Origin of the sequence: Streptomyces scopuliridis (assembly GCF_042790125.1) — a bacterium.
Taxonomy (GTDB): domain Bacteria; phylum Actinomycetota; class Actinomycetes; order Streptomycetales; family Streptomycetaceae; genus Streptomyces; species Streptomyces scopuliridis_A.
This window is the reverse complement of sequence record NZ_JBHTZS010000018.1, coordinates 112,096-137,116: the sequence shown is the minus strand read 5'-3', so window position 1 is coordinate 137,116 and position 25,021 is coordinate 112,096. Positions and strand designations below refer to the sequence as shown.

Annotated in this window: 23 protein-coding genes and 1 pseudogene; 9 read left to right on the top strand and 15 right to left on the bottom strand. The window is 71.1% G+C overall.

The annotated features are described in order from the left end of the window. Positions 1-77 precede the first annotated feature (77 nt). From lepB (ACFRKB_RS25715) to proS, 10 genes and pseudogenes are all read right to left on the bottom strand, one after another. Positions 78-902 carry a signal peptidase I gene (gene lepB / locus ACFRKB_RS25715; RefSeq protein WP_383108801.1) on the bottom strand — a complete coding sequence of 275 codons (825 nt, stop codon included), beginning with the start codon at positions 900-902 and terminating at the stop codon, positions 78-80. Further along, positions 895-2,011 (bottom strand): annotated as a pseudogene (lepB, locus tag ACFRKB_RS25710) (signal peptidase I). The gene lepB (ACFRKB_RS25715) and the pseudogene lepB (ACFRKB_RS25710) overlap by 8 nt, the downstream one beginning before the upstream one ends. Then, the gene (lepB, locus tag ACFRKB_RS25705) at positions 2,004-2,816 is read right to left on the bottom strand and encodes a signal peptidase I (protein WP_383108771.1); all 813 of its coding nucleotides are present in this window, start codon (positions 2,814-2,816) and stop codon (positions 2,004-2,006) included. The pseudogene lepB (ACFRKB_RS25710) and the gene lepB (ACFRKB_RS25705) overlap by 8 nt, the downstream one beginning before the upstream one ends. 72 nt (positions 2,817-2,888) lie before the next feature. After that, positions 2,889-3,239, bottom strand: coding sequence for a 50S ribosomal protein L19 (gene rplS / locus ACFRKB_RS25700; RefSeq protein WP_383108770.1), 351 nt, complete (start codon positions 3,237-3,239; stop codon positions 2,889-2,891). 130 nt (positions 3,240-3,369) lie between these two features. Next, positions 3,370-4,191, bottom strand: a complete 822-nt coding sequence (trmD, locus tag ACFRKB_RS25695; RefSeq protein WP_383108768.1) for a tRNA (guanosine(37)-N1)-methyltransferase TrmD — start codon at positions 4,189-4,191, stop codon at positions 3,370-3,372. Further along, the gene (rimM, locus tag ACFRKB_RS25690) at positions 4,191-4,820 is read right to left on the bottom strand and encodes a ribosome maturation factor RimM (protein WP_383108800.1); all 630 of its coding nucleotides are present in this window, start codon (positions 4,818-4,820) and stop codon (positions 4,191-4,193) included. The genes trmD and rimM overlap by 1 nt, the downstream gene beginning before the upstream one ends. Positions 4,821-4,930: 110 nt before the next feature. Then, positions 4,931-5,170, bottom strand: a complete 240-nt coding sequence (locus ACFRKB_RS25685) for an RNA-binding protein (protein ID WP_030351741.1) — start codon at positions 5,168-5,170, stop codon at positions 4,931-4,933. A 2-nt stretch (positions 5,171-5,172) separates the two neighbouring features. Next, the gene (gene rpsP, locus ACFRKB_RS25680) at positions 5,173-5,619 is read right to left on the bottom strand and encodes a 30S ribosomal protein S16 (RefSeq protein ID WP_129772198.1); all 447 of its coding nucleotides are present in this window, start codon (positions 5,617-5,619) and stop codon (positions 5,173-5,175) included. Between the two features lie 209 nt (positions 5,620-5,828). Then, a complete protein-coding gene (locus tag ACFRKB_RS25675; protein ID WP_030351743.1) occupies positions 5,829-6,422 on the bottom strand; it encodes a hypothetical protein in 594 nt (197 codons plus the stop codon). Positions 6,423-6,722: 300 nt separating this feature from the next. After that, positions 6,723-8,138, bottom strand: a complete 1,416-nt coding sequence (proS, locus tag ACFRKB_RS25670; protein WP_383108767.1) for a proline--tRNA ligase — start codon at positions 8,136-8,138, stop codon at positions 6,723-6,725. Between the two features lie 204 nt (positions 8,139-8,342). Between proS and ACFRKB_RS25665 the strand changes: the two genes are divergently transcribed. The 9 genes from ACFRKB_RS25665 to ACFRKB_RS25625 all read left to right on the top strand — a co-directional run bounded on the left by ACFRKB_RS25665 (position 8,343) and on the right by ACFRKB_RS25625 (position 17,063). Beyond that, a complete protein-coding gene (locus ACFRKB_RS25665; protein ID WP_383108766.1) occupies positions 8,343-9,224 on the top strand; it encodes a class I SAM-dependent methyltransferase in 882 nt (293 codons plus the stop codon). 93 nt (positions 9,225-9,317) lie between these two features. Beyond that, entirely contained in the window at positions 9,318-10,256 is a 939-nt protein-coding gene (yhfZ, locus tag ACFRKB_RS25660; RefSeq protein WP_383108765.1) for a GntR family transcriptional regulator YhfZ, read from the top strand. Between the two features lie 92 nt (positions 10,257-10,348). After that, positions 10,349-10,735, top strand: a complete 387-nt coding sequence (locus ACFRKB_RS25655; protein WP_383108763.1) for a transcriptional antiterminator — start codon at positions 10,349-10,351, stop codon at positions 10,733-10,735. A 52-nt stretch (positions 10,736-10,787) separates the two neighbouring features. Continuing rightward, a complete protein-coding gene (locus tag ACFRKB_RS25650; protein ID WP_383108762.1) occupies positions 10,788-11,144 on the top strand; it encodes a DUF2620 domain-containing protein in 357 nt (118 codons plus the stop codon). A 34-nt stretch (positions 11,145-11,178) separates the two neighbouring features. Next, positions 11,179-12,546, top strand: a complete 1,368-nt coding sequence (locus ACFRKB_RS25645) for a YhfT family protein (RefSeq protein ID WP_383108760.1) — start codon at positions 11,179-11,181, stop codon at positions 12,544-12,546. 35 nt (positions 12,547-12,581) lie between these two features. After that, on the top strand, positions 12,582-13,589 hold the full coding sequence (locus ACFRKB_RS25640) for a phosphotriesterase family protein (RefSeq protein WP_383108759.1): 1,008 nt from the start codon (positions 12,582-12,584) through the stop codon (positions 13,587-13,589). A gap of 1 nt (position 13,590) precedes the next feature. Then, complete coding sequence (locus ACFRKB_RS25635; RefSeq protein ID WP_383108758.1) at positions 13,591-14,691, top strand: aminotransferase class V-fold PLP-dependent enzyme; 1,101 nt, start codon at positions 13,591-13,593, stop codon at positions 14,689-14,691. A 2-nt stretch (positions 14,692-14,693) separates the two neighbouring features. Then, the gene (locus ACFRKB_RS25630; protein ID WP_383108757.1) at positions 14,694-15,854 is read left to right on the top strand and encodes an alanine racemase; all 1,161 of its coding nucleotides are present in this window, start codon (positions 14,694-14,696) and stop codon (positions 15,852-15,854) included. 12 nt (positions 15,855-15,866) lie between these two features. Then, a complete protein-coding gene (locus tag ACFRKB_RS25625; protein ID WP_383108755.1) occupies positions 15,867-17,063 on the top strand; it encodes a phosphopentomutase in 1,197 nt (398 codons plus the stop codon). Positions 17,064-17,096: 33 nt separating this feature from the next. Here the strand turns inward: ACFRKB_RS25625 and ffh are convergent, their stop codons facing one another. The 5 genes from ffh to nsdA all read right to left on the bottom strand — a co-directional run bounded on the left by ffh (position 17,097) and on the right by nsdA (position 24,712). After that, positions 17,097-18,623 (bottom strand): signal recognition particle protein, encoded by a 1,527-nt coding sequence (gene ffh, locus ACFRKB_RS25620; RefSeq protein ID WP_383108754.1) that lies wholly within the window; start codon positions 18,621-18,623, stop codon positions 17,097-17,099. Positions 18,624-18,780: 157 nt separating this feature from the next. Continuing rightward, on the bottom strand, positions 18,781-21,249 hold the full coding sequence (locus tag ACFRKB_RS25615) for a [protein-PII] uridylyltransferase (protein WP_383108753.1): 2,469 nt from the start codon (positions 21,247-21,249) through the stop codon (positions 18,781-18,783). A gap of 16 nt (positions 21,250-21,265) precedes the next feature. Further along, the gene (locus ACFRKB_RS25610) at positions 21,266-21,604 is read right to left on the bottom strand and encodes a P-II family nitrogen regulator (RefSeq protein ID WP_030351756.1); all 339 of its coding nucleotides are present in this window, start codon (positions 21,602-21,604) and stop codon (positions 21,266-21,268) included. Beyond that, positions 21,601-22,893 (bottom strand): ammonium transporter, encoded by a 1,293-nt coding sequence (locus ACFRKB_RS25605; RefSeq protein WP_383108752.1) that lies wholly within the window; start codon positions 22,891-22,893, stop codon positions 21,601-21,603. Before ACFRKB_RS25605 ends, ACFRKB_RS25610 begins: the two co-directional genes overlap by 4 nt. Before the next feature lie 337 nt (positions 22,894-23,230). Further along, on the bottom strand, positions 23,231-24,712 hold the full coding sequence (gene nsdA, locus ACFRKB_RS25600; protein ID WP_383108750.1) for a transcriptional repressor NsdA: 1,482 nt from the start codon (positions 24,710-24,712) through the stop codon (positions 23,231-23,233). Positions 24,713-25,021 lie beyond the last annotated feature (309 nt).

Sequence of the window (25,021 nt, the reverse complement as noted above, 5' to 3'; positions counted from 1 at the left end):
CTCCCCCCGTTCCGGAGAACGATCACTCCACCGTTCCGGAGAATGATCCTCGGAGATCGACGATCCGGGACGGCACCCTACCCGGCGGTACGCCCCCGGGTCAGCCTCCTTCGGCGCCACAGTACGAGCGGCACCGCTCCGGCGAGGCCCAGCGCCCCCGGAGCCGCGGCCGAGGCCACCGACGCCGCCGCGCTCAGCCCGGACTGATCGAACGTGCCGGGCACCGGAAGCACCGACCAGCGGTTGACCGGCCAGGCCACCACGAACGCGCGCCCGACGACCTCGTCGTTGGAGACCGTGCCGTTTCCGGTCAGCTCCTGGTGGTAGCGGGAGTCCAGCGAGTTCTGCCGGTGGTCACCCATCACCCAGATGCTGCCCTTGGGCACATCGATCGGCCCGAAAGGCTTGTCGTCACAGGGAGTGTTGCCCGGGAAGATGTAGTCCGTCTCGTTCAACGGAACCCCGTTGACCTGGACCTTTTCACCCTTCTTGCACTCCACCGTGTCGCCGCCGACCGCGATGACCCGCTTGATCAGATCCTTCTCCTCGGAGGACGGCATCAGCCCGATGAAGCTCAGGAACCGCTGTGCCACATTCGGCTCGGGTGCCTGGGTGTCGTCCAGCCAGCCGCCCGGGTCGTGGAAGACGACGACCTCACCGCGCTCGGGCTCGGAGCCGAACCAGGGGGTGAGCTTGTCCACCAGCACCCGGTCGCCCCGTTGCAGGGTGTCCTGCATCGAGTCCGAGGGGATCGAGAACGCCTGTACCAGGAAAGTCTTGATCAGAAGCGCCAGCAGAAGCGCGATCCCGATGAGAAGGGGCAGCTCCTTCCAGAAGGAGCGCGGCTTCCTCTCGCCCGATCCCTCTCTGTCGCTCTCGCCGTCCTTGTCGCCGTCATGGATCCCGTCGGCCCCGCTCCCGCGTTCCGCCGGCCGGTCCGTCACGTTTTCGGGCGACTCGGCGAGCTGCTCGCGTCCCTCCTCGGGATCATCGTGTCCGGATCGTGCGCCGACCGCCACATCCCCCACATCCACTCCTCACTCCGTGCGATTACTCCGTGCGATCGTCTGCCCCGGAGACGGGACAGACCCACCACTCCCATAACGAGCGGGAGTTCCGCAGGGCTCGGGAGCCGGATCAATCCGTTCAGATCCTGGGAAGACACACTATGGGACGGCCCCAGTGCCGTCGGCGGCGCGGCGCGCGGGTCCGGGACCGATGCGTAGGTCTCCCGCTCCTCCAGTCGCCGCCAGTGACCGACCGGCCACGCGATGACGACCGCGCGGCCCACGACCTCGTCCTCCGAGACGGTTCCCTTGTCCGCCTCCTGGAGGTGGAAGCGGGAGTCGGCCGAATTGGACCGGTGGTCCCCCATCACGAAGATACGTCCGGCCGGCACCTTCACCTCGAAGGGGATCGTGGAGGGCGCGTTCCCGGGGTTCAGATACGGCTCGTTGAGCGGGGTGCCGTTGACGGTGACCTTGCCGTCCCGGTCGCAGCACTTGACGGTGTCCCCGCCGGTCGCGACGACCCGCTTGATCAGATCCTGCTCGTCGGCGGACGGCAGCAGTCCGATGAAGGTGAGCGCCTGCTTGACCTGCTTGATCACGACGGGCGAGGTGTCCGGCGGCGGCTTCTCGTCCCGGAGCCAGCCGCCGGGGTCCTTGAAGACCACGACATCGCCGCGCTCCGGCTTCGAGCCGAACCACGGCGTCAGCTTGTCCACCAGCACCCGGTCACTGACCTTGATCGTCTGCTCCATCGATCCCGAGGGGATCACGAAGGCCTGCACCAGAAACGTCTTGAGGACCAGCGCGATCAGCACCGCCACGGCGATGAGCACCGGTATCTCCTTCGCCGCGGCCCTGCGACGGCGCCGTTTGACCCGGCGCGCGAGCTTACGGCGCTCCGCGCGCCCCGGCAGCGTCCGGCCGGTGGTGGGCCGTGATCCGGTCGGCAGCCGGGTGTCGGCCCCATGGCCGGGGCCGCGGGGGCGCCCCCGCTTACCCATGCGCGCCGCCCGGGGTCGCTATGCCGTCCGAGGTCCGGCCGTCACCCGGCGTCCGTACGTCGTGGAAGGCCGTTGTCGGCTCCAGAACGGCCCAGCGGTCCAGCGGCCAGCCGATCCAGTCCGCCCGTCCGATGACCTTGTCCACGGGCACCATGCCGCCGCCGGGGTCGCCGAGATGGTCGCGGGAATCACGCGAATTGCTGCGGTGGTCGCCCATCACCCAGAGGGTGCCCTGGGGTACGACGATGTCGAAGGGGACGCTGGAGGCCACATCACCGGCGTACAGATACCGCTCGTCCACAGCCCGGCCGTTCACCTCGACCCTGCCCCCCTTGTCGCAGCAGACCACACGGTCACCCCCCACCCCGACCACGCGCTTGACGAAGTCGGTCTCGGCGGGCTCGGCGAGACCCAGGGCCGCGGCCGCCCCGTGCAGCAGCCCGGTGACGGGGTTCTCCTCCGGCGGCTCCTGGACGAAGGATCCGGTGCCGTCGAAGACCACCACATCACCGCGCTCCGGCGCGGTACCGAAACGGTACGCCAACTTGTTGACGAGCACGCGGTCCCCGACCTGGAGCGTGGGCTCCATCGAGCCGCTGGGGATCAGGAACGGCTGTACCACGAAGCTGCTGAGGAGCAGCGCGAAGACGGCGCAGACGAGCCCGAGCGCCCCCGTCCTGCCCCAGGAGACCTCGCGCGGCCCCCGGAGCCGCCGGGAGGAACGCGCGGAGCGCGACCCCTCCTCCGTCCCCTCCTGGGATACGGAAGAGCGATCGCGCTCCGTCTGCACTGCTTCGGTGTCCATCGGGGCCAGATCCTATCCGGCGGCCCTGTGGACCCGGGTGCGCGTCCGAGGGGGCCCCGGACGACGCGGGGCCTACTTGTCGCGCTTCTCCTTGATCTTCGCGGCCTTGCCGCGCAGCTCACGGAGGTAGTACAGCTTGGCGCGACGGACGTCACCGCGGCTGACGAGCTCGATCTTCTCGAAGATCGGGCTGTGCACCGGGAAGGTGCGCTCGACGCCGACGGAGAAGGAGACCTTGCGGACCGTGAAGGTCTCACGGACACCGGAGCCCTGGCGGCGGATGACCACGCCCTTGAACTGCTGGATACGGGAGCGGTTGCCCTCGATGACACGCACGTGAACGTTCACGGTGTCGCCGGGACGGAAAGCGGGGAGGTCGCTGCGGAGCGACGATGCGTCGACGACGTCGAGCAGGCTGGCCATGAAGGTCTGCTTCCTCGCTGATGCCACAGGTCATCAGCGGATATCGAGAGGGAGTTCCGAGGTGCCGTTCGCGTCGGGCGGGCGTCGTTCCCCCTGTGGCAGGGGCGCACATCGGACGTACGGCAGCGGCCTATTCTTCCATGGCCTCGGGCCTGCGCCAAAATCGGCCACCGGGCTCAGGCGCCCAGCCCAGGATGGAGAGCATCTCGCGGTCCTTCTTGTCGAAGGACGCGGGGTCGCAACGCTCGATCAGATCGGGCCGGTTGAGGGCCGTACGCCGGAACGCCTCGTCCCGCCGCCAGCGCGCGATCCTGCCGTGGTGGCCGCTGAGCAGCACATCCGGGATCCCGCGCCCGCGCCACTCCGGCGGCTTCGTATAGACGGGGCCCTCCAGCAGATTCGCCATCGCGCCGGGGGCGAAGGAGTCGTCGCGGTGCGACTCCGCGTTGCCGAGGACACCGGGCAGCAGCCGGGCCACGGCCTCGGTGATCACCAGTACGGCGGCCTCGCCGCCGGCGAGCACATAGTCACCGATGGAGACCTCGACCACCGGTATCCGGGTCGCGTACTCGTCGATGACCCGGCGGTCGATGCCCTCGTAGCGCGCGGGGGTGAAGACCAGCCAGGGCCGCTCGGACAGTTCGACTGCCAGTTCCTGGGTGAAGGGGCGCCCACTGGGCGTGGGGACGACCAGGACCGGGCCATGGGCGCCCGACTCGTAGCCGCTCGCCAGGACGTCGTCCAGCGCGTCGCCCCAGGGCTCGGTCTTCATGACCATGCCGGGACCGCCGCCGTACGGGGTGTCGTCCACCGTGTTGTGCCGGTCGTACGTCCAGCGCCGGAGGTCGTGTACGTGGACGTCGAGCCGTCCGCGCGCGCGGGCCTTGCCGACGAGCGAGACGTTCAGCGGCTCCAGATACTCCGGGAAGATCGTGACCACATCGAGCCGCATCAGCCGCCGTCCTTACCGGACGCGTGGTCCCCACCGGACGTGCCTCCGTCACCGGACGCGCCTTCGCCACCGGACGCGTCCTCGCCGGCGGAATCGTCGCGGCTGGAGGCGATCTCCGCCCTGTCGTCGATCAGACCCGGCGGCGGGTCGATGACGGCCCGCTGCTCCTCCAGGTCGATCTCGGTGACGATCTCCGCCACGAAGGGGATCATCACCTCGCTGCCGTCCGGCCGCTCCACGATGAACAGGTCCTGCGACGGCAGATGGGAGATCTCGGTGATCCGCCCGACCTCCGTGCCGTCGGCCAGCACCACATCCAGGTCCATCAGCTGATGGTCGTAGAACTCCTCGGGATCCTCCGGGAGTTCCTCGGGGTCGACCTCCGCGATCAGCAGGACATTGCGCAGCGCCTCGGCGCCCGTACGGTCGCGTACGCCCTCGAAGCGCAGCAGCAGCCTGCCGCTGTGCACCCGGCCCGTCTCGATCCTCAGCGGTCCGGCCTGGGCCGGTTCCGTGGCGAGTACGGCACCGGGGCCGAGCCGCAGTTCGGGCTCGTCCGTACGTACCTCGACGGTGACCTCACCCTTGATCCCATGGGCGCGGCCCACCCGCCCGACCACCAACTGCACTGACACTCCACCTTCTTGTCACGATCACGCACCGGAAACGATCACGCACCGGAAACAGCGAAGGCCGGGAAGGCCGTGGCCCTCCCGGCCCCTGCCGGTGTTCTGCTGTCTCAGCGAACCTGGTCCACGTCGATGAGATCGACGCGGATGCCACGGCCGCCGATGGCGCCCACGACGGTCCGCAGAGCACGTGCGGTGCGGCCGTTGCGGCCGATCACCTTGCCGAGGTCGTCCGGGTGCACCCGGACCTCCAGCACACGGCCGCGGCGCAGGTTGCGCGAGGCCACCTGCACTTCGTCCGGGTTGTCGACGATGCCCTTCACGAGGTGCTCGAGAGCCTCCTCGAGCATGCTCAGGCCTCGGTCGACTCGGCGGCGGCCGAGGACTCGGTCCCGGCTTCGTCGGCCTTCTTGTCGGACTTCTTGGCCTTCTGAGTGATCGCCTCACCCTTGGGCTCGTCGCCGGCGTCCTTCGCGGCGGCCTCGAAGAGGGCGCGCTTGTCGGCCTTCGGCTCCGGCTGGAGCAGCGGCGCGGGGGCCGGCAGGCCCTTGTGCGCCTGCCAGTCACCGGTGAGCTTGAGGATCGCGAGAACCGGCTCGGTCGGCTGGGCGCCGACGGACAGCCAGTAACGCGCGCGCTCCGAGTCGACCTCGATGCGCGAGGGGTTCTGCACCGGGTGGTACAGACCGATCTCCTCGATGGCCCGGCCGTCACGGCGGGTACGGGAGTCGGCGACGATGATGCGGTAGTGAGGCGAACGGATCTTGCCCAGACGCTTCAGCTTGATCTTGACTGCCACTGGAGTGGTGTCTCCTGGTCTTGACGTGGTTGGGCACAACGGGATGCCGCGTGGGGTTGCGGTACCCGATCCGCCCGATGGACGCGTCAGCCGGAGGAGAGAGGGGTCCTGTGCGACTGTCGAGTACAGCTGGTCATTCTGCCATACGACCGCGACCGGGCATGACCCGGCGGCGGGCAGCGGCAGGCGGCGGCCGGGCGGCCGGCCACTCAGCCCGCGGCGCCGACCACTTCGGGGATACGGAAGGGCTTGCCGCAGCCGCCGCAGACGATCGGGGCCTGGGCGAGGACCGACGGTACGACCCGGACGTTCCGCCCGCAGTCGCAGACCGCCTTGACGCGCACCCCGCCGCCGGACGAGCCGTGTCTGGCGGCCGGACCGCGGAAGCTGCGCTTGGTGTCGGCGGCCGTCGCGACCGTGTGCGCCTTGAGAGCGCGCTGCAATCGCTCGATGGTGGGCCGGTACCGCCGCTTCGCCTCGGGGCTGAGCGAGACCAGGGAGAAGCCGCTGCTGGGATGCGGCTCCTCGGGATGGTCGAGGCCCATCTCCTCGGCGATCGCGAGGAATCGGCGGTTGTGATAGCGGCCCGCCCGCGAGGTGTCACGGACACCTCTGGCCGCGGCGATGCCGTGGACCGCTTCGTGAAGCAGTCGTTCGAAAGAGAGCTCGGCGCCACAGGCGGACGACGACTCTCCGATCAGGGACTCTGGCGCGGCAAGATCCGGCAGCTCGGGGTGGGACCGCTGAATATCGGCCCACGCCTGCGCCAGCTCTGCGGCGAGGACAGGTGGTGTCGTGCTCACGTCGTGAACAACGAGCCGGAGCCCTCCCGGGTTCCATTACGGGGCATCCCAAATAATTTGCACGTACCCGTCAGTTGCCGTTGATGTGTCCGGACGAGGGCGGGTGCGCTGATCTGCGGAGAAGTCTCACAGCTCCTACCAAGGTGGTACGTAGCGCCACGTACGCTTCGACGCGTAGACGATCTACGTACACCGGCGCTTCCTCTTGAGGGGGCTCCTCAAGAGGCGCTCCGCTTCGAGGGGGGCTCCGGCGCGGTGGCTCCGGCAGGGGACTCGATGGACTCCTGGTGACGGATCCGCTCAATACGCGCGGGCCACAATGGCGACACTACCCGCCTCATCATCCGTTTCCGGCACCGCCCCGTCCTCGGCGACCAGACACCGTACGGAGACCCCGCGCTCGGCGAGAGCCGCCTCCCCCCGGGTACCCAGCGTCGCCCAGGGGATGCGTGCCCAGCCGCCCGCGCCGGCGGCTTCGGCGGCCTCCTCGACGGTGGAGACATCGGCGGTACGGGCCTCGCGGCGCGCCCTGGACTCCGTCAGCAGCAGCGCCTGGTCGTCCTCCAGGACCGTGGGCAGCAGTCCGGCGAGGGCCCCGACGGCCACCGGCTCCTTGCCGCCCGGGATCCGGCGTACGAGCATCGCGGTGCCGTTCTCCAGGTCGCGCGGGCCGATCTCGATCCGTACGGGCACGCCCTTCAGCTCCCAGTCGACGGCCCGGCGGCCGAAGGGGATGTCGGTGCGGTCGTCGATCTGGACGCGGACGCCCGCGAGCCGGAGCCGGTCGGCGGTCTCGCGGACGGCGGCCAGGACCGGCTCGTCGTCCTTGATGGCCAGCACGACGGCCTGGACGGCGGCGAGGCGCGGCGGGACGCGCAGCCCGTCGTCGTCGCCGTGCGACATGATCAGTCCGCCGACCATCCGGGTCGAGGCACCCCAGGAGGTCTGCCAGACCAGTTCCTCGGTGCCCTCCTTCGACAGATACCGGGTGTGGAAGGCCCTCGCGAAGTTCTGCCCCAGCTCATGGCTCGTGCCCAGCTGGAGGGCCTTGCCGTCGCCCATCATCCCTTCGAGCGTGAGGGTGTTGACGGCCCCGGCGAAGCGCTCGCGCGCGGTTTTGCGGCCGAGGACGACATCGATCCCGAGGACCTCGGTCATGAAGTCCGCGTAGACGTTCCGGTGGATGTGCGCGGCGTAGTCCCTGGCGTCCTCGTAGGTGGCATGGGCGGTGTGGCCCTCCTGCCAGAGGAATTCGGTGGTGCGCAGGAAGACACGGGGGCGCATCTCCCAGCGGACGACATTGGCCCACTGGTTGATCAGCAGCGGAAGATCGCGGTAGCTGCGCACCCACTTGGCGAAGTACTCGTTGACGATCGTCTCGGAGGTGGGCCGTACGACGACCGGCTCCTCCAGGTCCTTGCCGCCGCCGTGCGTGACGACCGCCAGTTCGGGCGCGAAACCCTCGACGTGCGCCGCCTCCCGGGTCAGATACGACTGGGGGATGAAGAGCGGGAAGTACGCGTTCGAGGCGCCGGCGGCCTTGATGCGGGTGTCCAGCTCCTGCTGCATCCGCTCCCACAGACCGTACCCATATGGCCTCATCACCATCGTGCCGCGCACCGGCCCGTTGTCGGCCAGTTCGGCCTTGTTGATCAGATCCTGGTACCAACGGGGGAAGTCGTCGGCCCGGGGCGTGAGTACAGGTGCCTTCGCCATGGCGGGCATCGTACGGGCTCGGACAAAAGGAACCGGCCATGCGCGCGGGGGCGCACGCCCGGGGCATGGACGCTTTGCCCGCCGCCCACTGGACGCGGGCACGGATGCGGAGTTCTCTGGCTCAAGGGGGAAGAACGCGCGCACGTACACGGGGGGCTGTCCTTCAGGGCACGACCGACCTCTCGGCGGATTGGGGCGCATTCCATGACACGTACGCTCGGCGGGCACCACCAGCGGCTCGCGCACGCGGGCACGGCGGCGGCGGATTCCGCCGACGCGGGGGCACGCGCCCGCGACTGGGCCGAGATCCAGGAACGGATGCTGGTGCCGCTCTACGAAGCGGTGTACGAACGCCTGGAGGTACGCGGCGGGACCCGGGTGCTCGGCCTCGGCTGCGGCTCGGGGCTGGCCCTGCTGCTCGCGGCGGCGCGGGGTGCGCGCGTGACCGGCGTCGACTCCGACCGTGCGCGGCTGGCGCTGGCCCGCGAGCGGCTGCGCGCCGATCCCGCGCGCAGCGGCGGGGCGGGCCTGGCGGCCGATACGGGCACGCTGCTGCAGGTGGACCGGATGGCCGACGCGGCGCCGGGGCCGGGGCGTTCACCGTACGACCTGATCACCGCCTTCGAGCCGATCGGCTGCGTGGCGGGCGACGCGAAGGGGCTCGGACCGGCGCTCGACGAGGCGATACCGCTGGCCGGGCGCGGCACGCCCGTGGTGCTCGCGGGCTGGGGTCCGCCTGAGCGCTGCGCCACCGACGGGGTGCTGCGGGTCGCGGGCCGGCTGAGCGACCGTCCGCGCGAGGGCGCCCGGCGGCCGGGGCACCGCGACGATCTGGAGGAGGTCGCGGCGCGGGCCGGTCTGGAACCGGACGGCTCGGGGCGGGTGGCCTGCCCGTTCGGATACGCGGACCAGGAGAGCGCGGTCCGCGGCCTGTTGTCGACGGGGGTGTTCGACGGCGCGATACGGACGACGAACCGCCGGCTGGTGGAGAAGGAGATCGGCGAGGCGCTGCATCCGCATCTGCGCCGTGACGGCACGGTCTGGATGCCGAACGTCTTCCGGTATCTGATCGCCCGTACGCCCTGATATCTCGTCGCCCGTACGCCCTGAGCCCCGCGGCGGAAACGGACCGTTACGGAACCCTGGACAGTATCCGGAATTCTGTTTACTGTCTCGTCCGTGACTGGCTTCGACGAACGTTTCCTGACCCGCAACGGCCTCGCGGCCCGGCAGCTGGCGGTCCTCCTGCTGAACCACGAGCCGGAGACCCGGCTGCCGCGCGTCCGGGACTTCGCCGTGGAGCTGGGCGTCGGGAACGGCACCGTCCAGGCCGCGCTCCAGCTGCTGGAGAACGCCGAGGCGATCGAGACGACGGCCCGGGGCCATCTCGGCACCTTCCTCGTCCGCTCGGACCGCTCCATACTGTGGCGGCTCTCCGGGCTCGGCACGCTCCTCGCCGCGATGCCGCTGCCGTACTCCCGCCGGTACGAGGGGCTGGCGACGGGGCTGCGCGCCGCCTTCGAGGAGGCCGGCGCGCCGTTCGCGATCACCTTCATGCGGGGCGCCGGCGCCCGTACGACCGCGCTCCTCGAAGGCAAGGTCGATCTCGTCGTCCTCTCGCGCTTCGCCGCCGACCGGCTGATCGAGGACCATCCGGTCGAGCTGGTCGCGGATCTGGGCCCGGCGACCTATGTCGGGGCGCACGGTCTGCTGCTGCGACGCGGCGCGGACCCGGAGACCCCGGGGCTGCGCGTCGCCGTCGACCATGCCTCCGAGGACCAGCGGATCCTCGCCGAGCGCGCGTTCGCCGGGCGCCCGGACATCGAGTGGATCGAGGCGTCGTACATGCAGCTGCGCGACCTGTTCGAGCACGACCTGGCCGACGCCACCGTCTGGAACCTCGATGAGGTGCAGGGACTGCTCGGGACGAGCGTGGACGTCCTGCCGCTGGGCGACGAGGTCACCCGCGAGCTGTCGCTGCGCAACTCCAGCGCCGCGATCATCGGCAGGACGGAGGGGGCGAAGGCGCTCGGGGCCGTACGGGACTCGCTCGATCTGTCGGTCGTCACCACCCTCCAGGCCGAGGTGTTGCGCGGTGAGCGCACGCCCTCGTACTGACCGCCGCCCCGCCGGCCCGCGCGAAAGGACACCCCCGTAGCCGGCATGTCGGCTCAAAATACAAAATCCTGGTTACTGTCGGAAGGAGAACCGTGGACGACCAGCTCGCCCTGCGCGTCCAGTTGTTCCGCGAGAGCGGTCAGGTCCGGCCGGAGGTCGCCGCGTTCGTGACCGAGGAGCTGGACTCCCTGGCCGCCGAGGGCCACACCGTCACCGAAGCCACGGCCGGCCTGCTCACCAGCCATCTGATGATGGCCCTCGACCGGCTGCTCGACGGCGCGCCGATCGAGGAGTTCAGGACCGACGAGCTGGTGGCGGCCGAACTCGCCGGACATCCCGGGGCCGTGGCGCGGGCCCGCGCGGTCTCCCTGCGCGCCGAACGGGAGTTGGGCGCCGCGCTCCCCGGCTCCGAGATCAACTTCCTGGGCCTGCATCTCGCCGTGCTGGCCCAGAACTCCCCCTCCTCACACCACTCGTAGGTCCCCCACCACTCATAGGTCTCACCCCACTCGTAGCGCGAAGGACCCAGCCATGACGAAGATCCTCACCGGCGGCGTCGGCAAGACCGAGGTCGCGGACACCGTCTCCGGACTCTCCCTCGACGGCGTGGAGATCACGGTCTCCAACGACATGGACGCCGCGATGAAGCTCCGCGCCGGGCAGGCCGACTACTACCTCGGCACCTGTCACACCGGCGCCGGCGCTTCCCTCGGCATCCTGGTCGGGCTTCTGGGCCGGCCGCTCTGCCACACCTTCGGCCGCCATGTCCCCGCCGAGCACGAGGTCGCGGCCCTGCTGGCGGACGGCAAGAAGGTCTTCGGCTTCGCCATCGACCAGATCGATGTGATCGCCCCGCTCATGGCCCGCGCGATCGCCGCGCGCGGCTGACCGAAGACCCGCCAGGGACCGGAGGAGAGACCTCGTGAGCAGCACCGTCCTCGCAGCGAGTACCAGTCTGGACTTCTCGCTGACGCAGAAGCTTTTTGTCATAGCCCTGTGTGCGCTGACCGCCTTCGTCTCCCACATGGCGCTGGCCGTGTTCAACGACGGCGTACGCCCCTTCATGCTCGACTTCATCCAGGGACGCGCGAAGCGGACCGCCACCAGCGCGGTCTCCTTCGGCCTCTCGGCGGGATTCATCTTCGGCCTGGGCGCCCCGATGGCGCTGTCCAGCGGGGTGCTCAACCCCTGGCTGCTCTTCCTCCCCACCGACATCCTGGGCATCCTCGCGCCGAGGAAGTGGCTCGCGCCGCTGCTCGGCGGCGCCTGGGGCGCGGTGGTCGTCTTCGGCCTCAGCGGGGCCAATGACGTGGCGCACGATCTGCCCGTCGACTTCCTGACGGCCATGCAGCAGATGTCGACGCCGATCCTCTTCCTCTTCACGCTCTTCCCGGTGCTCGCCATCACCAAGCAGTTCGGCCGGCTGCGCGGCGGCCTGGCCGCCGTACTGGAACTGGCGCTCGTGATCATGACGATGAAGCTCTGGCCGAATGTCTTCGCCGGCTCCCTGGCGATGGCGGCCGGTGTGCTGCTGCTCATCGGCTTCGCCGTACGGAAGGACCTCCGCCGGCGCACGGCGGACCGGGCCGCCGCGCTCGCGGCCGGCGAGGAGACCTCGGGCACCGGGCAGCGGGCGACGGCCGGGGACGATCCGATGGTCTCGCTCTTCAGCGCCAGCGCGCTGCGGCTGCGCCGGTATCTGCCGCTGTTCATGGTGCTGGGCGCCGGAGTCTGCGTACTGGCGCAGATGCATGTCTTCGGCGGCGGCGAGGCGACCAGCTTCCTGATCGCCAAGGGCCAGTACAGCGAGGCGGCCCAGGTCGACTTCTACCGGGTCTTCGGCTTCGTCCCGCTGATCGCGACGACCGCGCTCGCCTCGGGCGCGTACGGCATCGCCGGTTTCACGCTCGTCTACCCCATCGGCTATCTCATGCCGAACCCGGTCCTGGCGGCCGTCGTCGGCGCCGTGGTCTTCGCCCTCGAAGTGCTGGCCCTGTCCTCCATCGGCAGGGTCCTGGGCAAGCTGCCGAGCGTGCGTGACTCCTCCGAGCATCTGCGCGGCGCCATCGGCGAGACCCTGCAACTGGCCATCCTCTTCGGCTCACTGCTGGCGGCCCATGTCATGGGCGGCGGACTCGCGATCCTCATCGTCGGCGGGCTCTATCTCCTCAACGAGGCGATGGGCCGGCCCGTGGTGCGGATGGCGGCGGCGCCCGCGGCGGTCATCGTCGGCGGCGTTCTCCTCAACATCCTCTACTGGCTGGACCTGTTCACCCCGGTCAAGGGCTGACCCGGGCCGGGCCCGCCAGGAAGGCACCCCCACCCATGCCTCATCTCACCACCGTCGCCGGGCCGCTGCCCGTCTCCGCCGTCCGCGGCCCGGCGCTCTCCCATGAACATCTCGTCCTCGATCTCGACCGTACGGGCGACGGCGCCGCCGTCCTCGACCCCAAGCGCCATCTGAGCGCCGTCACATCCGAACTGGCCGCCCTGCGCGCCGGGTTCGGGCTCTCCCTGGTCATCGACCTGACCTGCCGGGGCATGGGCCGCGATCCGCGCGCCCTGGCCCGGATCGCCGAGGAGTCCGGGGTCGCGGTGGTCGCGTCGACCGGCTGGTACTACGAGCCGTTCCACCCGGACGAGATCGGCGGCACGCCCGTCGGACAGCTCACCGCGACCCTCGTCCAGGAGATCACCGACGGGCTCGACTCCACCGGGATCCGCCCCGGCGTCCTCGGCGAGATCGGCAGCCACGGCGAGCGGCCCAGCGAGCCGGAGAGCCGCGCGCTGCTCGCCGCCGCGCACGCCGCCGTCGCCACCGGTCTGTCGGTCGCCACCCATGCCCAACTCGGCCGCGGCGGACTCGCCCAGCTCGGACTGCTCACCGGTACGGGCCTGGCGCCGCACCGGATCTGCCTCGGCCACCAGGACCTGCTGGACGATCCCGCCGTCCACCGCGAACTGGCCGCGAGCGGCGCGTATGTCGCCTTCGACACCGTCGGCAAGGAGTCCTACCAGAGCGACGGCACCCGGCTCCGGCTGCTGCTCGCCCTGCTGGACGCCGGTCACGCGGACCGTGTCCTGCTCAGCTGCGACATCTCGCGCCACGCCTATCTGGAGTCGGAGGGCGGCCAGGGGTACGGGCATCTCTTCCGGTCCTTCCTGCCCATGGCGCGCGCGGCGGGCGTGGACGACGAGCTGATCGACCTGATGACCCGGCGCAATCCGCTGCGCTTCCTGACCGGCGCCGAGACGGACACCGCCGCCGACACCGACACCCACATCGACGGCGACCCCGACCCGGACGCCGACCCCGGCACCGAGGAGATCTGAGATGCCCGTGCTCCCGCGGACCTTCCCACTGGCGACCGTCACCCTGGAGGACGCGGCCCAGCGGCAGTTCCGGCTCCTGGAGTGCACCGCCGCGCACTTCGAGGGACCGCGGCTCTTCGAGGCGGACGCCGGTGTCGTACCGGGTCTCGGCCGCCCCCGTACGACCGCGCGCGTCGAGGCCGTACTCGCCGACTACTTCGGCGCCGAGGACGCGGCGCTCGTCCAGGGCGCGGGTACGGGCGCGATCCGCGCCGCGCTCGCGGCGGCCCTCTCCCCCGGCGACCCGCTGCTGATCCACCGGGCCCCGGTCTACCGGACGACCGCCGTCACCCTGCGCGGCCTCGGGGTCCGCACCACCGAGGCCGACTTCAACGACCGTACGGCGCTCCGGCGGGCCCTGGAGTCCGGCGCCTTCTCGTGGGCGTACGTCCAGCACAGCCGGCAGCGGCTCGCCGACTCCTACGATCCGGGCGAGGTCCTCGCGGCCTGCCGGGCCGCCGGGGTCCGTACGGTCGTCGACGACAACTACGCGGTGATGCGCGTCCCCGCCTCCGGGGTGGAACTGGGCGCGGACGCCTCCTGCTTCTCCCTCTTCAAACTGCACGGCCCCGAAGGCGTCGGCGTGGCCGTCGGCGCCCGCGATCTCATCGAGCGCGTCCGCGCCGACAACTACTCGGGCGGCGGCCAGGTCCAGGGCCACCAGGCGCTCGACGCGCTGCGCGCCCTCACCCACGTCCCCGTCCTGTGGGCGCTCCAGTCCCGAGTGGGCGCGGAGATCGCCGAGCGGCTGGCCGCCGGTGAGGTGCCGGGCGTCGCCGAGGTACGGATCGCCAACGCCCAGGACCGCTGTCTGCTGGTACGGCTCGACCGCCCGGTCGCCCGTGAACTGCCCGCCGTCGCCGCGCGGCACGGCGCCGCGCCCTATCCCGTGGGCTCCAACTCCCGCTACGAGATCGCCCCGCTCGTCTACCGGCTGTCCGGCTCGTCGCTCGACGACGCCCCCGGACTCGCCGACTGGACCGTACGGATCAACCCCATGCGGGCCGGAGCCGATCTCGTGATCGAGATCCTCCGCCGTTCGCTGCACGACCTGAAGGGCTGATCGTGTTCCTGGACACCGTCCTCACCCGCAACCCCGCGCTCGTCGACACGGCGACCGCGCTGCACCGCTCCGGTGCCATCCCGCCCGACACATACGTCATGGACGCGGACGCCGTCGAGGGCAATGCCGCGCTGCTGGCGGCCGAGGCCGAGCGGCTCGGGCTCTCGCTGTGGTTCGTGGTCAAACAGTTCGGCCGCAACCCCGCGCTGATCCGGGCGGTCGCCCGGCACATCCCCCGGTTCGCCGCGATCGACCCCTCCGAGGCCCGCACCCTGCACACCGCCGGGGCGCGGGCCGGCAACCTCGGCCATCTCGTACAGATCCCCCGCCGCGACCTCCCCGAGATGCTCGCCTGGCGGCCCGAGGCGGTGACCGTCTTCGATCTCGCCAACGCGCGGGCCGTCTCGGAGGCCGCCGCTGAACTGGGCTTCGTCCAGGACGTGTTCGTACGCCTCGAAGGCGTCCCCGGCTCCGTCTACCCGGGCCAGGAAGGGGGCGTACCCCTGGACGCGCTCGACGCGTTCGCGTCCGCCGCCGAACAGCTGCCGTCGATCCGTATCGCGGGGGTCACCGCGTTCCCCTGCGTCCTGTGCGACCCGGTGACCGGTCTGCCCGCCCCCACCCCCAACGTCGAACTCGCCCTCAAGGCAAGGGAACTGCTCACCGCCCGCGGCCACCAGCCGGTCGCGCTCAGCGCCCCGAGCGCCACCTCCATGGCGACGCTGGCGCTGCTGGCCGGACTGGGCGCCACGCACGGCGAGCCCGGCCACTCCCTCACCGGCACCACCCCGCTCCACGCGATCGATCCGCACCAGCCGGAGCGGCCCGCCTACGTCTACGTCAGCGAGGTCGCCCACACCCTGGCGGACGGCCGGCCCGCGCTGTACGGCGGCGGGTTCTACGGCCGCGCCGGCATCGGCACCGCCCTGCTGCCGGACACGGGTCTGCGGCTTCCGGTCCAGGGCGCCCCCGCCGAGAACATCGACTACTACCGCCTGCTGGACGCGCCCCCCTCCGGCCGGGTGCGGGCCGGCGACACCGCCGTACTCGCCTTCCGTACGCAGATCTTCGTCACCCGCTCGACCGTCGCGGTCGTCACCGGCCTCTCCACCGGGAAACCCCGGCTGACCGGGCTGTACGACGCGCGGGGCCGGGCCCTGTAAGGAGCCACCGCCATGAGCAAGACGGTCATCCTCGTCATCGACGGATTCGGGATCGGCGCGATGCCGGACGCGGGGGCGCTGCGGCCGGGCGACACCGCCGCCGACACCTGCGGGCACGTACTGGACCACTGCCGCGCGTCCCTGGGCCGACCGCTGCGGCTGCCCACGCTGGGACACCTGGGCCTCGGTCTGGTCCATCCGCACCCCGACCTGGCCCGGTCCACCCGGCTGCCGGTCACGGCGGGCCGCGCGGCGCTCGGCTACCCGGGCGCGGACACCTACGCGGGCCACCAGACCATGATGGGCGCGGACTTCAGCCGCGTCACGGTGGCCCGGCTCGCCGACCACCTCCCCGAGGTGGTCGCCGCCCTCTCCTCGGCCGGCCACCGCGCCGAACCGTTCGACGGCCGGCCGCTGCTCCTCGTCGACGGCGCGGTACTCGTCCACGACAACCTGGAGGCCGACCCGGGCATCAACTGGAACGTCTCGGGCCGGCTGGACGACCTGCCCTTCGACCGGATCCTCGCGATCGCCCGTACGGTACGGACCGTGGCGCCCGTCGCCCGCGTCATCGCGGTCGGCGGCCACGCGGACGGACCCCTCGGCGCGTACGTACGCGGCGGGGACGGCGGCACGGTCGGCCTGGACACCCCGGCGAGCGGCTTCTACCGCAACGGCGGACTTCAAGTCCAGCACCTGGGCGCGGACATCGACCACACCCGCCAACTCCCGGACCTGGCGGCCCGCGCGGGCATCCCGGTCACGCTCGTCGGCAAGGCGGCGGACATCCTCGCGTGCGATGCCGCCGTGCGGCGGCCGGCCGTCGGCACGGCGGAGGTCCTCGCCCACACGCTGGAGGCGGTACGCGCCCCCGGCGACGGGCTCATCGTCACCAACGTCCAGGAGACGGACCTCGCCGGACACCAGCAGGACACCGACCGCTACGGGCGGATCCTGGAGCAGACCGACGCGGGGCTCTCGGCGCTGCTCGGGCTGCTGTCCGGCGCGGGCGACAGGCTGACGGTGACGGGCGACCACGGCAACGACCCGACGATCGGCCACGCGTACCACACGCGCGAATACGTCCCGGTTCTGACGTACGCGCCGGACGGCGCGGGGCCCGAGGTACGGGGGGAGGCGGGGACGCTGGCGGAGGTGGGCGCGGAGGAGTGGCTTCGCCTGTGCGGGGGCCGGGTGGTCTGTCGCTGACGCACCGCCCCCGCCGGGAGACCGCCCCAGGGACTAGCCCATGAACTTCTTGAACTCGTCCGGGAGTTCGAACGGCTCGTTCTGCCCCCCGGCCGGCGCCCCCTCCCGGCGCGCCAGCGCCGCCTGCTCCTCCGCCTTGCGCTTCATCGGGTTGCCCGACCGCTGCTTGCCCTTCGCCTGCTTCGTCTTCTTCTTCGTACGGCCGGGTCCGCCGCCCATCCCCGGGATGCCCGGCATACCCGGCATCCCGCCGCCCTGCGCCATCTTCGACATCATCTTGCGGGCCTCGAAGAACCGCTCCACCAGGTTCTTCACCGCGCTGACCTCGACGCCGGAGCCCCGCGCGATCCGGGCCCGGCGTGAGCCGTTGATGATGACCGGGTCCTGACGCTCCCCCGGGGTCATCGACTTGATGATCGCGGCGGTGCGGTCCACGTCCTTCTCGTCGATGTTGTTGATCTGGTCCTTGATCTGCCCCATGCCCGGGAGCATGCCGAGCAGCTTGCTGATGCTGCCCATCTTCCTGACCTGCTCCATCTGCGCCAGGAAGTCGTCGAGCGTGAAGTCCTTGCCCTTGCTGCTCGCCAGCTTGGAGGCCATCTTCTCGGCCTCGGCCTGGCTGAACGTCTTCTCCGCCTGCTCGATGAGGGTGAGCAGGTCACCCATGTCGAGAATGCGGGACGCCATGCGGTCCGGGTGGAACGCGTCGAACTCGTCCAGCTTCTCGCCGTTCGAGGCGAACATGATCTGCTTGCCGGTGACATGCGCGATGGAGAGCGCCGCGCCGCCGCGGGCGTCGCCGTCGAGCTTGGAGAGGACCACGCCGTCGAAGCCGACACCGTCGCGGAAGGCCTCCGCGGTGTTGACCGCGTCCTGGCCGATCATCGCGTCGACGACGAAGAGGACCTCGTCCGGGCTGACGGCGTCGCGGATGTCCGCGGCCTGCTTCATCAGCTCCTCGTCGATACCGAGGCGGCCCGCGGTATCGACGATGACCACGTCGTGCTGCTTGGTCTTCGCGTACTCGATGGAGTCCTTGGCGACCTTGACCGGGTCGCCGACCCCGTTGCCCGGCTCGGGCGCGTACACCGAGACGCCCGCGCGGTCGGCGACCACGGAGAGCTGGGTCACCGCGTTCGGGCGCTGGAGGTCACAGGCGACGAGCAGGGGGGTGTGGCCCTGGCCCTTGAGCCAGAGGCCGAGCTTTCCGGCGAGGGTGGTCTTACCGGCGCCCTGGAGACCCGCGAGCATGATCACGGTGGGCGGCTGCTTGGCGAAGCGCAGGACGCGGGTCTCGCCGCCGAGGATGCCGATGAGCTCCTCGTTGACGATCTTGATGACCTGCTGCGCCGGGTTCAGCGCCTGGGAGACCTCGGCGCCCGCCGCGCGCTCCTTGACCTTGGCGATGAAGGCGCGGACGACGGGCAGCGCGACGTCGGCTTCGAGCAGGGCGATACGGATCTCACGGGCCGTGGCGTCGATGTCCTCCGGGCTGAGGCGCCCTTTGCCCCGGAGGCTCTTGAATGTGGCTGCGAGGCGGTCGGAGAGAGTGTCGAACACGGTGGTCGCGGATCCTCAGGTCGGGAGCGGATGAGGGGGCTGGCCCCTACAGCTGCGCGCTGCGTAGGACAGACCGTCCCCCAGGGTATCCGGCCGCGCCCGGTGCGGTCTGCCCTGTGGATAACCGGAGCGTACGAAGCGCGGACGGGGCGGACCGTCAGCGCAGCGCCTCCTCCACCGCGCGGGCCAGCTCGGCGGCGGCCTTCCCGGGCAGCGGCCGGCCCCGCTCGTTCGTCACATAGAACGCGTCGACCGCGTTCGCGCCCAGCGTGGACACATGCGCGCTGCGCACCCGTACCTTCGCCTCCTCCAGGGCGCGGCCGATGCGGTGCAGCAGCCCCGGTGCGTCCTGGGCGCGTACCTCGATGACCGTCGCGAGCTGGGAGGCGGTCGGCGCGACGGTCACGCGGGGCGGCGGGGCCGTGACCCCCCGGCGGCGCGGATACGCGGCCTCCCGCTCGGCGAGCCTGGACGGGATGTCGAGCGAGCCGTCGAGGGCCCGTACGAGATCGGCGCGCAGCCGGGCGGCCTGCGGCAGGGAGCCGTACTCCGCTGCCACCCGCCAGCTGAGCAGCAGGACCTCGGTGGTCCTCTTCCCCTGTCCGGTGTCCTCGCCGAGCTCCGCGGGCAGCTCGACGGCGCGCAGGTCGGCCGCGCGTACGGTCAGCCGGTGCAGGGCGAGGACCCCGGCCGCGGCCGGCAGCACACCCGGCTGGTCGGGCAGGGCGATGAGCAGTTCGACGCCGACGGGTTCCGGTTCGCCGTCGTCCTGCGGGGGCTCGGTCTGGGCGTGCAGGGCCAGTACGGGACTTCCGGTGCGCAGCGCCTCGACGGCGAGCCGTTCCTGTTCGGCGCTCGGCGCGGCCGGTTCCGGTTCGGCGACGGCGTCGCCCGCGAGGACGGCGGCCACACGCGCGACGAGTTCGTTGACGAGCGAGGCCCGCCAGGACGACCAGGCCGCCGGTCCGGTGGCGAGCGCGTCGGCCTCGGTGAGCGCGTGCAGCAGCTCCAGGGTGGCGAGCGAGCCGACCCGGGTGGCGACCGCGCTGACGGTCGCGGGGTCGTCCAGGTCCCGCCGGGTCGCGGTGTCGATGAGCAGCAGATGGTGGCGTACGACCGTGGCGACGACGGCCATGTCCTCGCGGTCGAAGCCGATCCGGGAGGCGACATCGCGGGCGATGACCTCACCGGCCACGGAGTGGTCGCCGGGCCAGCCCTTGCCGATGTCGTGCAGCAGGGCGCAGATCAGCAGCAGGTCGGGCCGGCCCACGCGGCGGGTCAGCGAGGATGCCTGGACGGCGGTCTCCACGAGGTGGCGGTCGACGGTCCAGGTGTGTACGGGGTTGCGCTGGGGCCGGCAGCGGACCCGCTCCCAGTCGGGCAGGAACCGGCTGATCAGGCCCTCGGCCTCCAGCGCCTCCCAGACGGGGACGGTCGACTCGCCGGCGCCGAGCAGGGTGATCAGTTCCTGGCGGGCCTCGGCGGGCCAGGGCACCGGCAGCGGCTTCGAGGCGGCGGCCAGCCGGCGTACGGCGTGCAGCGAGATCGGCAGACCGGCCTGGGCGGCGGCAGCGGCGGCCCGCAGGGGCAGGACGAGGTCGCGCTCCGGGCGGGCGGTACGGGCGAGGACGACCTCGCCGTCCTGCTCGACCACGCCTTCGGCGAGCGGGCTGCGGTCCGTGGCGGGCTTGGCGCCGAGCATGGCCCGCAGCCGGGGGCGTACGGCCCGGGAGCGCAGGACGCGGTTGACCTCGCGCCAGGTGACGTCGGAGGCGTACGAGACGGTGCGCGCCGCCTCGTACACCTGGCGCAGCAGCGCGTCCGCGTCGAGCAGGCCGAGTTCCGCGGCGACCGGGTCCTGTTCCTGGAGGGCGAGCCGGTCGGTGGCGCGGCCGGTGGTCAGATGCAGGGCGTCGCGGGCGTCGAGCAGCCGGCGCCGCGCCTCGTAGAGCCCTTCGCGGGGTGCGTCGGCGAGCCAGGAGGCGGCGACGGCGCGCAGCGCGGTGGCGTCGCGCAGCCCGCCCCTGGCCTCCTTGAGGTCGGGTTCCAGCAGGAACTGGAGCTCGCCCTGGCGCTCGGCGCGCTCCCGGCAGAGTTCGTCCAGTTCGGGGAGGCGTTTGGGGGCGTTGTTGCGCCAGTCGGCCAGGATCGCGGTCCGTACGCCGCTGACCAGGCCGAGATCCCCGGCGACATGCCGGGCGTCGAGGAGTCCGAGCTGCGCCTTGAGGTCCTCGGCGGCGGTCTTGCGCGCCTCGGCGGGGGTGCGTACGGAGTGGTCGAGGGCGAGCCCGAGGTCCCACACCGGGTACCAGACGCGGTCGGCGAGGGCCGCGATCGCGGCGGGACCGGACTTCCCGTCGTGCAGGAGCAGCAGATCGAGGTCGCTGCGCGGTGACAGTTCACCGCGGCCGTAGCCGCCAACGGCGACGAGCGCGGCGCCGCGTACCCCGGCCTCCAGCGCGGCGGTGGTGAACAGCGCGTTCAGCCAGTCGTCGGTCAGCCCCGCCAGCGCGGCACGGCGCGGCGGCCCGTACCGCGCCTTCTCCTGGAGGAGGCGCAGCCGGGCCGCCGCGTAGCCGCTGGGTCCCGAGTCTGCCTGTTCGGTCGTCTCTTCGAGGCTCGTCACCCAGTCGTTCCCGTCTCTAGAGTGCGTCCGGCCCGCGCTCGCCGGTCCGTACCCGGACCGCCGTGTCGACCGGCACGCTCCATACCTTCCCGTCACCGATCTTGCCGGTACGGGCGGCTTTGACCACCACATCGATGAGCTGTTCGGCGTCGCCGTCCTCGACCAGTACCTCGATACGGATCTTCGGTACGAGGTCGACGGTGTACTCCGCACCGCGGTAGACCTCGGTGTGGCCGCGCTGACGGCCGTAGCCACTGGCCTCCGTGACCGTGAGCCCCTGGACGCCGAAGGCCTGGAGGGCCTCCTTGATCTCGTCCAGCCGGTGCGGCTTCACGACTGCGGTGATGAGCTTCATGCGTCCACCTTCTTGGTCTTCGCCGCGACGGCGACGGTCTCGTCCTGGCTGGCGGCGGCGACGCTACTACGGCCCGACGGCGAACCCCCGACCGCGCTGTAGTCGTAGGCGGACTCGGCGTGGTACGCCATGTCGACGCCGCTCGTCTCGTCGTCCTCGGAGGCCCGGAAGCCGATCGTGGCATCGACGATCTTGGCGAGGATCCAGGAGACCACGAAGGAGTAGGCCATCACCGCGAAGGCTCCGACGGCCTGCTTGCCCAGCTGCGAGAGTCCGCCGACGCCACCGGTGGCGAGGACACCCACGAGGAGCGTGCCGATGACACCGCCGACGAGGTGGACGCCGACCACGTCGAGGGAGTCGTCGTAGCCCAGCTTGAACTTGAGGCTGACGGCCCAGGAGCAGACCGCACCGGCGACGACACCGATGAGCAGGGCGCCGAAGGGGTTGACGGCCGCGCCGGACGGGGTGATCGCGACCAGGCCCGCGACGGCGCCGGAGGCGGCGCCCAGCGTGGTGAACGCGCCGTGCCGGATGCGCTCGTAGATCAGCCAGCCGAGCATCGCGGCGCCGGTGGCGATCTGCGTGTTGAAGGCCATGAGGGCGGCGGTGCCGTTGGCGGCCAGCGCCGATCCGGCGTTGAACCCGAACCAGCCGAACCACAGCAGCGCGGCGCCGAGGACGACGAGCGGCAGGCTGTGCGGCCGCATCGGGTCCTTCTTGAATCCGATCCGCTTGCCGACGACAAGGACCGCGGCGAGCGCTCCGACACCCGCGTTGATGTGGACCGCCGTACCACCGGCGAAGTCGATCACCCCGAGCTTGAAGAGCCAGCCGTCGGACTGCCAGACCCAGTGCGCGATCGGGAAGTACACGACGGAGACCCAGAGCCCGATGAACAGCGCCCAGGCGCTGAACTTCACACGGTCCGCGAGCGCCCCGCTCATCAGGGCGGGGGTAAGGACGGCGAACATCAGCTGGAAGAGGGCGAAGGCGAAGACCGGAATGCCTTCCGTGCCTCCGGTCAGGGTGTCGACCGTGATGCCCTTGAGGCCGATGTGGTCGAAGTTGCCCAGCAGACCGGCGCCGATGTCGTCACCGAAGGTCAGCGAGTACCCGTAGAGCACCCACAGCACGCTGACGATCCCGAGCGAGATCAGGGACATCATGAGCATGTTGAGGGCGCTCTTCACCCGCACCATGCCGCCGTAGAAGAAGGCCAGGCCGGGCGTCATCAGCATGACGAGCGCGGCACTGATCAATACGAATGCGGTATCTGCGCCATTCAAGGCCAGCGTCTCCTCGTGGGTCGGAACGGCCCGTGCGGATGCTCAAGCTAGGTGTGGGCCGACTGTGCTGAGGAGATTGGCGCAGCGCGGTTTCGGCCAATGCAGCTCGATGTTTCACCGCAGTGACGAAGACGTCCGGTGTGTTACGTGCCGATGAACCGGCGGATCTCGGGGGCCGGCCGTGGATACCCTCTGCGGACATCGGAAACCGGCCGCGGCGGTCACCCTGTGTCCTGGCGGCGGGGGAGCCGTGTCGGGCTGTACGGGGTGACTGCCGCGGCCGGAGCTTTCGGCGGGCGGTGTACGGGTCCGGCCCGCGGCCGGGTGCGTCCGCCGCTCAGACGGCCTCCGCGGACTCGGGCAGCTGGGCGGTGAGCCGCTCGGTGAGATCGACCACGCCGGAGACATCGCCGAATTCCCTGGCGGCGGTGTCGAGCGTCTTGCGGAGCCGGGTGTTGACCCGCTCGGAACGCACGCTCTCCGCCACCTTCAGGGCCTTCTCCGCAAGGGCCGTGGACTGCTCGGGCTCCCGCTTGAGGAGATGGACGGTGGCCAGGCCGATCAGGTTCAGCGCGTACGACCGCTGGTGGTCGGGGTCCTCGGCGAACAGCTCGACGGCGCGCCGCATCACCGGTTCGGCGAGGGAGGCGTAGATGGGGCTGCGGCCGGAGACATAGGCGAGGTCGCGGTATGAGTGGGCGTTCTCGCCGTTGAGCTCCGCCTCGGAGAAGAAGCGGATCCAGTCGGGCTCCGCCTCGCCGTCGGCCCCGGCGTCGGAGAAGGTGTCCTCGGCCATCCTGACGGCCCGCTTCGTCTTGCTCGGCTGGCCCATGTTGGCGTACGCGCGCGCCTCCATCGCATACAGCATGGCCTGGGTCCGGGCGGTGGCGCAGTCCCGGCTGCCGTACTGCGCGAGATGGATCAGCTCCAGCGCGTCGTCGGGCCGGCCGAGATGGATCATCTGACGGCTCATGGACGAGAGGATGTACGAGCCGAGCGGCTTGTCCCCGGCCTCCTTCGCGGCGTGCAGGGCGAGGACGAAGTACTTCTGGGCGTTGGGCTGGAGTCCGACGTCGTAACTCATCCAGCCGGCCAGCTCGGCCAGTTCGGCCGCGCACCGGAAGAGCCGCCGCGAGGTGGCCCCGGGCTGAGGCTCCTGGAGCAGGTCGGTGACCTCGTGGAGTTGGCCGACGACCGCCTTGCGCCGCAGGCCGCCGCCGCACTGCGCGTCCCAGAGCCGGAACATCGCGGTGGTCGACTCCAGCAGATCCAGCTCGGGCCCGGAGAGCCGGGAGGCCCGGGACGGAGTGGCGGCCGGCTCGTCGACGGGCTGCTCCGGGCCGCCCGCCGAGGTGGGCACCAGCCAGCGCTGCATGGGCTCCACCAGGGCCGGCCCCGCGGCCAGCGCCAGCGAGGTTCCGAGGAATCCGCGCCGCGCCAGCATCAGATCGCTGCGGGAGAACTCGCTGATCAGCGCCACGGTCTGGGGGCCCGCCCAGGGCAGATCGACCCCGGACACCGAGGGCGACTGATGCGCGGAGCGCAGCCCGAGCTCCTCGACGGCCACGACGGCGCCGAAGCGCTCGGAGAACAGCTCGGCGAGGATGCGCGGGATCGGCTCGCGCGGCTGCTCACCGTCGAGCCAGCGGCGCACCCGCGAGGTGTCCGTGCTGATGTGGTGCGCGCCCATCTGGCGCGCCCGGCGGTTGACCTGCCGCGCCAGTTCGCCCTTCGACCAGCCGCTGCGCAGGAACCACGAGCCGAGTTGCCCATTCGGGCGCTTGCCGGTATTCGTACCGCCTGCGCCACTGCCGCCCACTGGAACGCCCCCATCCGCTGAAGCCACTTGTCGCGCGAATCGCCATCAGAATGCCGTGAGCACGGGGCGCCTGTCCGCCGGTTGCGCCGCTTCGAACAGGAAACCGAGTTGCCCTTGGCATACCCACGGGAGTGCCTTACCCCGGGTTCGTGCACTGAAAGTAATCCTACGATCACTGTCCCAGCGAGGGCGATTCCGCAAACGCCACCATTCGCCACCCCTTCGAATGAACTCGCCCACGGCCAGGCGCGATTGACTTGACGCACTTCGATCGGAGCGGGCCGAAGCGCCGCACGCCGGGGCGCGCGA

Bases quoted from the DNA above. Each gene is read 5' to 3' on its own strand.
- ACFRKB_RS25635 (WP_383108758.1), top strand. From the start codon at position 13,591: ATGCCCGTGCTCCCGCGGACCTTCCCACTGGCGACCGTCACCCTGGAG.
- lepB (WP_383108771.1), bottom strand. From the start codon at position 2,816: ATGGACACCGAAGCAGTGCAGACGGAGCGCGATCGCTCTTCCGTATCC.
- trmD (WP_383108768.1), bottom strand. From the start codon at position 4,191: ATGCGGCTCGATGTGGTCACGATCTTCCCGGAGTATCTGGAGCCGCTG.
- ACFRKB_RS25625 (WP_383108755.1), top strand. From the start codon at position 15,867: ATGAGCAAGACGGTCATCCTCGTCATCGACGGATTCGGGATCGGCGCG.
- ACFRKB_RS25640 (WP_383108759.1), top strand. From the start codon at position 12,582: ATGCCTCATCTCACCACCGTCGCCGGGCCGCTGCCCGTCTCCGCCGTC.
- proS (WP_383108767.1), bottom strand. From the start codon at position 8,138: ATGGCGAAGGCACCTGTACTCACGCCCCGGGCCGACGACTTCCCCCGT.
- ACFRKB_RS25685 (WP_030351741.1), bottom strand. From the start codon at position 5,170: ATGCTCGAGGAGGCTCTCGAGCACCTCGTGAAGGGCATCGTCGACAAC.
- ACFRKB_RS25665 (WP_383108766.1), top strand. From the start codon at position 8,343: ATGACACGTACGCTCGGCGGGCACCACCAGCGGCTCGCGCACGCGGGC.
- rplS (WP_383108770.1), bottom strand. From the start codon at position 3,239: ATGGCCAGCCTGCTCGACGTCGTCGACGCATCGTCGCTCCGCAGCGAC.
- ACFRKB_RS25650 (WP_383108762.1), top strand. From the start codon at position 10,788: ATGACGAAGATCCTCACCGGCGGCGTCGGCAAGACCGAGGTCGCGGAC.
- ACFRKB_RS25610 (WP_030351756.1), bottom strand. From the start codon at position 21,604: ATGAAGCTCATCACCGCAGTCGTGAAGCCGCACCGGCTGGACGAGATC.